This window comes from Martelella mediterranea (assembly GCF_021021415.1).
Classification (GTDB): domain Bacteria; phylum Pseudomonadota; class Alphaproteobacteria; order Rhizobiales; family Rhizobiaceae; genus Martelella; species Martelella mediterranea_C.
Genome location: NZ_JAINWJ010000010.1, coordinates 49712 through 61377, shown reverse-complemented (window position 1 = coordinate 61377; position 11666 = coordinate 49712). Strand labels below are relative to the sequence as shown.

The following is an 11666-nucleotide window of genomic DNA, read 5'->3' as shown; positions in this document are numbered from 1 at the left end:
CGCTACCGGCCGGCGAACCGGTCGACGCGCAGGTGTTCCAGGTTTACGGACGGCTTCTGCTGGCCGGCCAGCTCCGCGATCAGCCGGCCGGTCGCCGCAGACTGGGTCAATCCCAGATGGCCGTGTCCGAAGGCGTAGAGCACGTTCGGCGCGGACTTGGACCGGTCGATCACCGGCAGGCAGTCGGGCATGGAAGGGCGGAACCCCATCCACCGCTCGCCGCCCTCGGTCTCAAGCCCGGGCAGGAACCGTTTTGCGAGCTTCAGCAGCATGTCGGCGCGTTTGAAATTGGCGGGCAGGTCGAGGCCGCCGAACTCCACCGCGCCGCCGACGCGGATGCCGGACGAGAGCGGCGTCACGACAAAGGAATGATCGTTGAAGTAAAGCTGGCGCTTCAGCGGAAAGGCGGTCGCCGGCAAAGTGGTGTTGTAGCCGCGCTCGGTGTCGAGCGGCACCGATTCGCCAAGGCTTTTCGCAAGCGTCTTGGACCACGCACCGCAGGCAACCACGACGGTGCGCGCCTCAAGGACGCCTCCATCGGCAAGGCGGATGCGCGCACCGGCGTCGGTCGGTTCGAGGGCGGCGGCTTCACCGATCGTGATCGTGGCGCCGTCTTCCTGCAGGCTTTCGGCGAGCGCGCGAGTAAAGCCGGCCGGATCGGAGACCTGCAGCCCGTCCTCGCTGTAGATCGCATGTTCGAACTGAGGGGCGAGGCCGGGCTGAAGCGCCTCGATCTCGCCGCGGCCAACGCGGTGGAAATCGAAGCCGGCTTCGCGCTTTCTCGCCCAGTCGGGCGCCGCGGCGGAAAAACTCTTTTCGCTGTCGTAGAGGTCGAGCGTGCCGGTATTGACGATAAAGGAAGCCAGCCGCGCGTCCTTGCGGACCGTTTCATATTCGGCGGCCGCCAGCCGCATCATCGCCGCCTGAACCTTGAGCCCGCGCTCGAAACCGGCCCTGGAGCTCGCCCGCCAGAAATGCCAGAACCATGGCGCGAGCCGTGCCGCATAGGCCGGACGGATGGTGAGCGGTCCCAGCGGATCGAGCAACCATCCAGGCGCCTTCCAGGTGACCCCCGGCGCGGGAATCGGGACGATCTCGGGGAAGGCGAGAATGCCGGCATTGCCGGCGCTGCTGCCAGCCGCGATCGCGCTGCGTTCCAGGATCGTGACCCTTCGACCGGCCTCCATGAGGTAGCGCGCGGCCATGCAGCCGATAATGCCGCCGCCGATCACAACGACGTCTGCTTCGGATTGGTCTTTCATCAAGTCCTCATGTTGTGCGGGCAGGTGGCGGCAATGCGCCATAATCATGAACCATGGCTCACCCCAGCGACAGCGCGCGCGCCTGATCGGCTTCCCGCGCCAGATATTCCTGGATCTGGCGCACGATCTGCCCGGCATGGGCGACGGCCAGCCGATCGGCCCTTTCGGCATCCCCGGCTTCGATCGCCGCGATAATATCCTCGTGCTCGTTCACATATTGACGCGGAAGCTGGTCCTCGAAGGTGGAATAATAGAGCCTGAGGATACGACGGCCCTCGTCGAGCAGACGGGAGAAGAAGCCGGTGTAGTAGGCATTGCCGGCCAGTTCGGCGATGGCGACGTGGAACTCGCGATTGGCCTCGATCATCGCAAAGGCGTCCTGCGCTTCCACCGCGGCGACGAACTCGTCCTGTCGGCTGCGGATGCTCGCCATCATCGCCCGGGCATGCGGCGCGCGCGCGGCCGCGCCCCTGGTGCTGATCCGGTACATCAGCGTCAAGGCCTCGAAATAGTGCGGCATGTCGGCGAAGTTGATGGCGGAAACGATCGTGTTGCGGTTGGGCAGCGTGGTCACCAGCGTGTCGCTGGCAAGCCTGAGCAGCGCCTCGCGCACCGGCGTGCGCGACATGCCGAAGCGTTCCGACAGCCTGACCTCATCGAGTGGGCTGCCCGGCGTCAGCTCCATCGCCAGAATTTCGCGGCGCAGCGTTTCGTAGACCTTCTGGGTTCCGGAACCGCGCGTTTTCGTTTTTCCCGCCTCTACCGCTGCCGCCATCGCTGCCTCTTTTCTGGTTCACGGGCTTCAACACAAGCCCGCGGGTGCTGTATGCTATCCGCTCAGCCGGCTTGATCCGACCAGGCCGGCGACGTCCGGGCTTTGAGCATACGTCGCCGCCGGCCAGTTGTCGACAATTTGTGTTCAGAAAATGCGCCTGTCTAGTGGGCTGACAGCGGCATCTTTTCTACCGGTCCCGCCGCACTGAATGAGCTTCCTCGTCGCCCATAATAGCGGGAGAGCCTGCTCATGTGATCGACTTCGAGAAAAGCGTCGAAATCGATCGCGCGGTGGCGCCAGCCACCGCTCAAGATCCGCATGCCAGTCCTCGTCCATCGCCAGCCTCCGTCAAAGCTGGCTCCCGTGAATCACGCAATCAGCGTCACGGGGATTCCAAAAAATATATTTCTGCCAAAGTAGTGGTAAGTCGCATTGTCACTTTGGTGCCGCTGGAGCCGCTTTCGATGCTGACATGCCCGCCATGTCTCTCGACGATTTGCTTTACCAGGCTCAGTCCGAGGCCTGCCCCGCGGCTGCTCGGAACCACGCGATAGAAAGGCTCGAACACCAGTTCGAGATGATCCGCCGCAATGCCGGGCCCCTCATCGCTCACGCTGATTTCGCCGCCCGCCAATGCTGTAACCGTGATTGTCCCATGTCCGCCGCCGTGCTCGATGGCGTTGCGGATGAGATTTCCGATCGCGCGGCGCAGGGCGGCGCTGTCGCCTTTGCGCTCGACGGGCATTTCGCCGCCATGAAACGATATCTCGTAACCCGCAGCGATGGCGAGCGGCGCGAGATCCGCTACCGCTATACGCGCGATATCGATGAGATCCACCGTTTCGTTGAGATCGATCGTCTGACCGCCGCGCTCGAAATCGAGAAGCTGCTCCGCCATATCCGCCAGGCGCGCGACATCATCCAGCAATCGCCGGCGCTCCGGCCCTTCGGACAGGCCCTCGATGCGCGTCTGCATGATCGCGATCGGCGTTCTGAGTTCATGCGCCGCGTCGATCAAAAAACGCTGGCGTTTCCTGAACTCATTCTCGATACGGTCGAGCGCGCCGTTGAATGCTATGACCAGAGGCGCAACCTCCTTGGGAATGCCAGCGACAGGAAGACGGTCCCCATGCCGGTGGGGTTCAATGTGCGACGCCATGTCAGCGACGTCGCTGACGCGCGCGATTGCATGCCCGACGATGCGGGGAACCGCGAGAAAGATGGCCGGCAGCGCAATTGCAAGCAGCGAGAGGTAGATCGGATAGGCCTCCGCCAGGATCGCAAGAACAGGCCAACCTTTGCCGCCGGCACCGCCAAAGAGTATCCTGACGTCGCCGATCGGCGTCTCGACGTCCTCGATCGAAGCGATTTCACGCACACCGCTTGCCCCGCGAATATCCGCGGAATGAAACAGATGCACGAGCGGCGCGATGGCGGCATAGTTTGCAGGGACGGTTCCATGGGAGACGGAATCGCCGTCGGTTGTGGCAGCCACGAACCAGAGCCCGTCGTTGCGCGCGATCAACGATCGAAGGACCGGCGTATCTTTAAGCGCGAGATCGCCTTCACGGTCGCGCTCAATCGCCTCCGCCACGGCGGATTTGACCGCTTGCTCCATGGCGATATTCGGCGAAAGCACCATCGTGGCATAGACGGAAAGCCCGACGATGACGACGGCAATGACAGCCGTGATCACGAGACTGAGTTGCCAGCTCAATCGCCATCTGAGCGAGGGACTGGATTGGCGTCCTGCCCGCATCACTCTTCCCTCAGAAGATAACCGACGCCTCGTATATTGTGGATCGTTACCCCGGCACCGGCATCCGCCAGCCGCTTTCGCAGCCTCGAAATATGGGCATCAAGAGCGTTGGATTGTATTTCCTCCTCGTAATTGTAGACCGCCTCCTCGAGCGTGGAGCGAAGAACGGTCTTTCCCTTCCGTCTGGCGAGCGCCTGAAGGACCAGAAGTTCACGCCGGGGAAGATCGAGCGGCACGGTGCCTGCCATGACGTCGAGATGCAGCGGATCGATGTGCAATCGCCCCACCCGGATAGTCTGTTCCTCCAGGGTTGGCGGCCGCCGCAGCAGGGCGCGCACCCGCGCCATCAGTTCCTCGACGAGAAACGGCTTTCCGAGGTAATCGTCCGCGCCAAGGTCCAGCCCCTCGACGCGCTCCATCGGTTCGTTTCTTGCGGTCAGCACGATGACGGGCGTATCAACCCCGGCCCGCCTCAGCTTCGGAATGAATGTCAGGCCCTCGCCATCGGGCAAGCGCCGGTCCAGCAGAATGGCGTCGTATGTGTTTTGACGTGTAAGCTCAAATGCATCCGCAAGATACACGGCATGGTCGATGACAATGCCGTGCCTGCTCAGCGCAGCCGACAGTGCAGTTGCCAACTCCCGTTCATCTTCAATCAGCAGGAGTCTCATCGCTTCTCCGGGTTTTAAGATGCAGCAGCCTTGCCTGCCGAGATTGCAGCAGCATTACGGGGATAAAAGGGCTGCCCGCTCCGGCGGGGCGCTTTGGCCGAACGCTGGTGCCGGACGACAGGTTCATGACATACAGATCATTCCGGCGGTGCAATCGTCCGCCGCCGGAAATCGACTTCTGAAATCCCTGTCTATTTGCTCTCGATCCGCCCCTCTGATCCGGTTTCAGTTTCGCTCTTTATCGTGCTCCAGGCCGGATCGCCCGGATAAAGCGCGGTTCTGAGATAGGCCCAGGTGATGCGCTGGATGACGGCAACGCGTTCAGGGCTTTCGTCCGATGTTTCCGCCGCGTCATAGCCCGATATGCCGCCGAAAATGTGCCCGGCATCTCTCACGGTCAGGAGTGATTTGGGGCCCGGAGCAAGCCGGTACGCATCGGCCCGCCAGTCCGCACGTTCGGAAAACATCGGGTTGATGTCCTTGTCGCCCGTCACAACCAGACAAGGCGTTGTCATGAAGCTGAAGTCGCTGTTGACCAGGGCCGGATAGCGTTCGGCTATCGTTGCGGATGCACCGCTTCCACTGCCCGGCGGCGAGAACAGGACGGCCGCCTTTATTCGTGGCTCGGAGAGGTCCACGTCTTCACCATTTGCGGGATCCTTCACGCGCATGCCGGCCAGCATGGCGACGGTGTGCCCGCCCAGGGAATGCCCCACCGCGGCGATGCGGGTCCTGTCGATACGTCCCGCAAGACCGGGGACGGCGGTTTCGATCTCATCGAGATGATCGATGATGAAGCTCATATCCCTCGGGCGCGATTTCCAGAACAGCGGCCCCTCGGGACCGTTCGTATCGAGGCCGAGGGTCTTGGAGTTCTGGTGCGTTGGGATGATCACCACGAAGCCATGGGAGGCATAAAAGTCGACCAGCGGGCCATAGCCTCGCATCGAGGCGATGAAATTGGACGAGCCGTGGCCGTGAGACAGCAGGATCACCGGCAGTTTGTCGCCCGTCGCCGGGACCACGACCCGCATTTCGAGCGCCGCCTGGCGTCCCGGGACCTCGAAGGTCACGGGACTGAAGGAAAGGATCGGGGTTGCCATCGGTACCGGCGGCCTGTCCGGTTTTACGGTTGGTTCGGACATGATCTTGGTCTCCATTCGCGGGATGATGTTTCAGGGGGCAGGCCTTCGTTCAGACCGAGTCCAGAATGTCCTGGATGAGTCCGGCCTTCTGCATGGGTTGCCAATTCAGCTTTTGCCTCGTCAGGACACTGGATGCCGGGACATCCATTCGCGCGATCCGATCGAGCCAGCCGAAGTGTCCAGCCGAATCTTCGTCCGAAAGTGACATCACCGGGACATCCAGCCGTTTGCCGATCGCTTCGGCGACATCGCGGACCGCAACGCCTTCCTCGCTCACCGCATGAAAGCGTTCGCCACTCACACCATTGTCGAGGACAAGACCGTAAAGCCGGGCGGCATCGAGCCGGTGAACCGCCGGCCAGCGGTTTTGTCCGTCGCCGACATAGGCCGAGACACCCTTTTTGCGCGCATGATCCATCAGATAGGAGGCAAATCCCTGCCGATTGCGGTCGTGGACCTGCGGCATCCTGATCACCGACACGCTGACGCCGCTGTCTGTCAGAGCCATCGCCACCTGCTCCGATACCCGTGGCATGCCGTGAGCGCCAGCCGGTAGGATATCGGTCTCGGTGGAAACCCGTCCCGTCAAGGGCGGCAGGCCTGATGTGACGATGAACCTCTTGTTCGATCCGGCAAGGGCGCTGCCCATCGCCTCGATCGCGATGCGGTCCATCTCGCAGTTTTCCGCCATACGGGAGAAATCATGATCGAAGGCCGTGTGAATGACGGCGTCCGCCTGCTCCACGCCCCGGCGCAGGCTCTCCAGATCACGCAGATCGCCACGCAGGACATCGCAACCCGCTTGTCGCAAGGCTTCGGCAGACGGTTCCGACCGCGCAAGTCCCAGCACCTCGTGGTCGTCGTTGAGCAGGTTAGGCACGATCGCCGAACCGATGAAACCGGTCGCGCCGGTCAGAAAAATGCGCATTTCATATCCCTCGAATAAGTCCCCTGGTTTCTCTGCTGGCTTTTTGATGCCCGACGGCGTATTAAGCGGAACAGTCTTCCGTCTATATACGGAACATTGTTCCGCTTAACAAGCGTATATTGGAGATTTTCTGGAATCCATGGCTGGCAGATCGTCGGAACGGAGCGTGCGCGCGGATGCGCAGCGCAATATCGAGACACTGGTGCGCACCGCACGGGACGTGTTCGCCACATCGGGGGTCGAGGCGCCGATGCGCGAGATCGCGGAAAAGGCTGGTGTCGGCGTCGGGACCATCTACCGCAACTTTCCGCAGCGCTCCGATCTGATTGCGGCGGTGTTTCGCAGTGAGGTCGACGCCTGCGCGGACGCCGCGGCCTCTCTCGCGCAAGACCATCCTCCCGCAGAAGCGCTCGAACGCTGGTTGCAGCGCTTTGTCGACTTCATTGTCGCCAAGCGCGGACTGGCTGCCGCGCTCCATTCGGGCGATCCGGCATTCGAGGCCTTGCCGGCCTATTTCGACAGCCGGTTCGAGCCTGCGCTGCAAAGATTGCTCGATGCCGCCGTCACCGCCGGAGAAATACGCCCCGACGCAAATCCGTATGATCTCCTGCGCGCGGTCGCGAGCCTGTGCATGCCGTCAAGCGATGGAAATCCAGCAGCCGCGCGCCGGCTTGTCGCGCTTCTGGTTGACGGGCTGCGTTATCGCGCGTCCGGTCTGCAAGGCGCCGCGGGCCCTGTCCATAAGCCCGACTAGATGCCGGGCAAATCTTCTCAGGCAGCTTATACGCGCTGGTTTTCCGGGACCCCGCCAGGCCGCCTCAAGAGAATGGCGTCCGATATGATGTCGAACAGGTGATCGGCCCGCGGGACGAGCGGAGGCTGGTCGGCAAGCCAGGCCAGGGCGCTGATCAAAGCGAAGAGATCATTGCCATCCATATCCTGCCGCGCCAGCCCGCTGGCCTGCGCCCGCTTCAGAAGCCCCGCCCCCGCCTGGCGCAGATCAACGCATGAGGAATGCAGGGCGGAATTTTCGTCGGCGATCGCGGCCACCATCGGCGCGATAACGCCCTTGTAGCTGTGCGTCACCGCAATCGCCTCGCGCACCCATGTCAACAGCGCTTCGTCGGCCCGTTCGCACTGCGCCAGCTCGCTCGCCCGCGCGCTCAACGCATCGAAGCTCGTGCGGAGCAAGGCCTCCAGCAGGGCCTCGCGCGTGGGAAAGTGGCGGTGCAGCGTTCCATCGCCAACGCCCGCCTTGCGGGCAATGTCACGCAGCGACGCATCGGCGCCCTCCCCGGAAAGAAGGTCGCGGGCGACAGCGAGGATGTGATCGTAATTCTTTCGGGCGTCTGATCTCATGATGTCACTTAACAGGTGGAGCTCCACCCCGCCTAAACGGGGCAATGCTCCAGCTGTAGCACGCTTGCCTTGCGAGGACAAAGCCGTGCCGAAAGGCTGTAGAACGCTTCCACTGGCGTATCCCATCCTTTCCAATCCTACTCCATGGGAGCAATCACCAGCTTTCCCTTGGGGTTGCCCGTCTTCTCGAGTTCAATGATCGCCGGGATCGCTTCCGACAGCGGCACGACACGACCGATCACCGGGGCGAGCCTGCCTTGCTCGGCCGCTTCGGAAATGCCCGCGAAGCTTTCGGGCGTTGGATTGGCGATCACGATGTGATGACGCGGTGAAAGCAGGCAGCCGATCATCTTGGCGGGCGTGGGCACGATGTGCAGTGACATGCCGCCCTTCTTGAGCATCGCGCCGCACTGGCGCAGCGACAGCGCGCCAGCAGTATCGAAGATGACATCGAACCGACCTTTATAGGCCCCGATATCGAAGGCGTTGTAGTCAATCGCCTCGCTTACGCCCAGCGCCTAAGCCTCCTCGCGCCCGGACGCACGACAACTGCCAGTGACGATTGCCCCTTGCATGCGTGCGATCTGCACCGCCGACCGTCCCACGCTGCCCAGACACCCGTTAATAAGAACGGACTGACCGGCTCTCAATTTCGCCTTTGCGATGAGGCCGACCCAGGCTGCTGAACCGACAACCGTCAGGGTCGCCGCCTGCTCGAACGTGAGATTCGATGGTTTCAGCGCAACAGTCTTTGTGTCCGCTACGACATATTCCGCGAAAGCGCCGGCTTGCCGGATCGAGGCGGCGCCGAAAACCTCGTCGCCCAGCTTGAATCGCTCGACATCGGGTCCGACGGCATCGACCACACCGGAAAAGTCGTGGCCCAGGCCGCGCGGAAAGCGCGAACCGGACAGCATTTTCATTTCGCCGCGCCGGATCTTCCAGTCCATCGGGTTGACGGATGCGGCCTTGACGCGGACCAGAATCTGGCCGCGTCCGGGTTGCGGCTGATCCACATCGGCGAGTGAAAGCTCTTCCGGCTTGCCATACTTGAAATACTGGATGCGCTTCATGATGGGTTCTCGTCAATTTTCTCAAGCTTGAAACCAGTTGGCAGCGTGAAATCCAACATCATCCCGCCCACCAAACCCAGAGGAAGGCGGCCCCAAGAATCGCTTCCGCGACGACCGAACGAAAGATGCCCGCGCCGGCACGCCGCGCCGAAAATTCGAACACGCCCAGACCCGCCAGCAGCAGGGCCGTTCCGCCGATGACCAGACACACCGCTGAGCGGATTTCCGAAGGGGCGGCCGTCCTGCCAAGGAAGAACATCAGGGCGAGGCCAAGATACATCAGGCCCATCCGGCGAAACAGAATGAGCGCTCCGGCCGTGCTTTCGAGCCCCCACTCCTTGAGCACGCTCCCGCCGAAAAAGACAAATCGGATACCGAGAGCGCAACAGGCGAACGTCATCACGAGCGCCAATATCCCAAAGGTCAAAGCCGATCTCCCTGCGCAAGTGTTCGCTGAACCGCGAAAGCATCATAGGCCGTCGACTTCAGACGAACTATGCGCCAGAATCCTGCTTTTGTTGGAGATCATCCAGAATGGATCCGCTGTCCGATATCATCTCCTTCCTTCGACTGCGAAGCTATCTCGTGGGCGGCTTCGAGGCCGGCGGCAGTTGGTCGATCGGCTTTGACGCCCATGAGGCCGTCAAATGCTACGCCGTCACCGCAGGCGCGTGCTGGATCGCCGTGGAAGGCGGGGGCGCGCCTGTGTTTCTGCAGAAGGGCGATTGCTTCATGCTGCCGCGCGGCCAGCCGTTTCAGATCGCCAGCGACCTGAACCTGCCGCCGGACGATTGGCGCCAGCACTTTCTCGGCGCCGAAGAAGGCACGCTGGTGCAGCTCAATGGCGGCGCAGGCGTGACCGTACTCGGCGGCCATTTTGCGCTTGCGGGGCCTCAAGCGGAGATTTTGCTCGGCATGCTACCGCCAATCGTCCATTTGCGCGGCGAGGTTGAGACGCTGCGCTGGGCCTTCGAGCGGATGCGGCAGGAAATGACCGATCTCGAGCCGGGCGGCATCCTCATCGCACAGCAACTCGCCTCGATGATCTTCATCCAGGCGCTCCGTCTCTATCTCAACGAGAACAAGGGTACCGGCTGGCTGTTCGCGTTGTCGGACCAGCGCGTGGGGGCGGCCATCAAGGCGATCCATCGGGAGCCGTCGTGGCGCTGGACGGTGGAAACGCTCGCCACTGAGGCCGGCATGTCGCGCGCCAGCTTTGCGGCGCGGTTTCGGCGGTTGGTCGGTGAAAGCCCGATCGAATATCTCACGCGCTGGCGAATGCGCCTCGCCGAACGCCGCCTGGAGCATGGCGAACCCATCGGTGCGATTGCCCATGCCCTCGGCTATGAATCGGAAAGCGCGTTCAGAACCGCCTTCAAACGCGTGACGGGCACGACGCCCCGCCGTCACGCACGTTCGTCGGGGCAGAATGGCGCCGCGCGTTTCCTCGCGTAGCGCCGTCGTTGTAGATGCGTCGCGAGGCGTGTCGACACCCTCCCCGGAAACAGGATCGCGGGCGACAGTGAGGACGCGGTCGTCGTTCTTTCGGCCGTCTGATTTCACGATAACGCTTGACAAATGGAGCGGCGCGCCGTTTAAACGGGGCGTCGCTCCATATAATTCGGGGCAGCGCTCCATTTGTGGCACTTTTGCCTTGAAAGGACAAAGCCATGTCGAATGAAACAATGAAAGCCGTCCGGATCCACGCCTTTGGCAGCCCGGACGTTCTGCAATACGAAGATGCGCCGAAACCCGCGCTTCAGCCGGGCGAGGTCCTGGTGCGCGTCCACGCCATCGGCATCAATCCTCCCGACTGGTATCTGCGCGACGGCTACAGGGCGCTTCCACCGGAATGGCGGCCGCAGGTGGATTTTCCCATCATTCTGGGCACCGATATCTCGGGGGTTGTCGAGGCGGTCGCCGAGGATATTGAAGGCTTTTCCGCCGGCGATGAAGTCTATTCCATGGTGCGGTTTTTCAGCGTCGGGGAAAGCAAGGCCTATGCGGAATATGTCAGCGTGCCGGCGTCCGAGCTTGCGAAGAAGCCCGCCGGCATCGATCACATTCATGCCGCCGCCGCCCCCATGTCGCTGCTCACTGCCTGGCAGTTCATGGTGGCGCTTGGGCACAGCGAACCGAACCCGCTGCAAGCCAGCCCGCATCAGCCGGTTCCGCTTCAGGGCAAGACCGTGCTGGTGAACGGGGCCGCGGGCGGCGTCGGGCATTTCGCGGTGCAGGTGGCGAAGCTGAAGGGCGCGCGGGTCATAGCAGTCGCCTCAGGCAAACATGAAACAATCCTGCGCGACCTCGGCGCCGACGAATTCATCGACTACACCAAAACGCCGCCCGAGGACGTGGCTCGCGACCTTGATCTCGTCGTCGATGCGGTGGGTGGTCCGACAACGGGTCGTTTTCTCCAGACTCTGAAGCGTGGAGGCGCCTTGTTTCCGGTCTATCCACTGGGCTTTGCGGATACCGGGGAGGCCGAAAAACGGAGCATCACCGTGTCCGCGACCCAGGTCCGTTCCAGCGGAGCGCAACTGACGGAACTGGCCCGCCTGCTCGATGACGGGACGATCCGCGTGGTCATCGACAGCACCTATCCGCTTGCCAATGCCCGACAGGCGCATGAACGGGCCGCTAAGGGTCATATCCAGGGAAAGATCGTGCTGACGGTCGGCTTGTGAACGGGAG

General features: G+C 62.4%; 13 protein-coding genes. 3 read left to right on the top strand and 10 right to left on the bottom strand.

What is annotated here, in order from left to right:
- Positions 1-2: 2 nt before the first annotated feature.
- From K7H91_RS08130 to K7H91_RS08105, 6 genes are all read right to left on the bottom strand, one after another.
- Positions 3-1304 (bottom strand): NAD(P)/FAD-dependent oxidoreductase, encoded by a 1302-nt coding sequence (locus tag K7H91_RS08130; protein WP_330165997.1) that lies wholly within the window; start codon positions 1302-1304, stop codon positions 3-5.
- 16 nt (positions 1305-1320) lie between these two features.
- Positions 1321-2037, bottom strand: coding sequence for a GntR family transcriptional regulator (locus tag K7H91_RS08125; RefSeq protein ID WP_230719723.1), 717 nt, complete (start codon positions 2035-2037; stop codon positions 1321-1323).
- 382 nt (positions 2038-2419) lie between these two features.
- Positions 2420-3796 (bottom strand): sensor histidine kinase, encoded by a 1377-nt coding sequence (locus tag K7H91_RS08120; RefSeq protein WP_230719722.1) that lies wholly within the window; start codon positions 3794-3796, stop codon positions 2420-2422.
- Positions 3796-4467 (bottom strand): response regulator transcription factor, encoded by a 672-nt coding sequence (locus K7H91_RS08115; protein WP_230719721.1) that lies wholly within the window; start codon positions 4465-4467, stop codon positions 3796-3798. Before K7H91_RS08115 ends, K7H91_RS08120 begins: the two co-directional genes overlap by 1 nt.
- Positions 4468-4658: 191 nt before the next feature.
- Positions 4659-5612: an alpha/beta hydrolase family protein gene (locus K7H91_RS08110; protein WP_230719720.1), complete on the bottom strand. Its 954-nt coding sequence runs from the start codon at positions 5610-5612 to the stop codon at positions 4659-4661.
- Positions 5613-5661: 49 nt separating this feature from the next.
- A complete protein-coding gene (locus K7H91_RS08105) occupies positions 5662-6540 on the bottom strand; it encodes an SDR family oxidoreductase (protein WP_230719719.1) in 879 nt (292 codons plus the stop codon).
- A 139-nt stretch (positions 6541-6679) separates the two neighbouring features.
- Between K7H91_RS08105 and K7H91_RS08100 the strand changes: the two genes are divergently transcribed.
- Entirely contained in the window at positions 6680-7294 is a 615-nt protein-coding gene (locus K7H91_RS08100; RefSeq protein WP_230719718.1) for a TetR/AcrR family transcriptional regulator, read from the top strand.
- Between the two features lie 26 nt (positions 7295-7320).
- Here the strand turns inward: K7H91_RS08100 and K7H91_RS08095 are convergent, their stop codons facing one another.
- The 4 genes from K7H91_RS08095 to K7H91_RS08080 all read right to left on the bottom strand — a co-directional run bounded on the left by K7H91_RS08095 (position 7321) and on the right by K7H91_RS08080 (position 9375).
- Entirely contained in the window at positions 7321-7899 is a 579-nt protein-coding gene (locus K7H91_RS08095; RefSeq protein WP_230719717.1) for a TetR/AcrR family transcriptional regulator, read from the bottom strand.
- Positions 7900-8036: 137 nt separating this feature from the next.
- Positions 8037-8414: a zinc-binding dehydrogenase gene (locus K7H91_RS08090; RefSeq protein WP_269066106.1), complete on the bottom strand. Its 378-nt coding sequence runs from the start codon at positions 8412-8414 to the stop codon at positions 8037-8039.
- Positions 8415-8417: 3 nt separating this feature from the next.
- Positions 8418-8972 (bottom strand): NADP-dependent oxidoreductase, encoded by a 555-nt coding sequence (locus K7H91_RS08085; protein WP_230719716.1) that lies wholly within the window; start codon positions 8970-8972, stop codon positions 8418-8420.
- A 58-nt stretch (positions 8973-9030) separates the two neighbouring features.
- Positions 9031-9375 carry a hypothetical protein gene (locus K7H91_RS08080; RefSeq protein ID WP_230719715.1) on the bottom strand — a complete coding sequence of 115 codons (345 nt, stop codon included), beginning with the start codon at positions 9373-9375 and terminating at the stop codon, positions 9031-9033.
- Positions 9376-9506: 131 nt separating this feature from the next.
- Here K7H91_RS08080 and K7H91_RS08075 point away from each other — a divergent pair, with 131 nt between their 5' ends.
- Both K7H91_RS08075 and K7H91_RS08070 read left to right on the top strand, forming a co-directional pair.
- Positions 9507-10427 (top strand): AraC family transcriptional regulator, encoded by a 921-nt coding sequence (locus tag K7H91_RS08075; RefSeq protein ID WP_230719714.1) that lies wholly within the window; start codon positions 9507-9509, stop codon positions 10425-10427.
- 215 nt (positions 10428-10642) lie between these two features.
- On the top strand, positions 10643-11659 hold the full coding sequence (locus tag K7H91_RS08070) for an NADP-dependent oxidoreductase (protein WP_230719713.1): 1017 nt from the start codon (positions 10643-10645) through the stop codon (positions 11657-11659).
- The last annotated feature ends 7 nt before the right edge of the window (positions 11660-11666 follow it).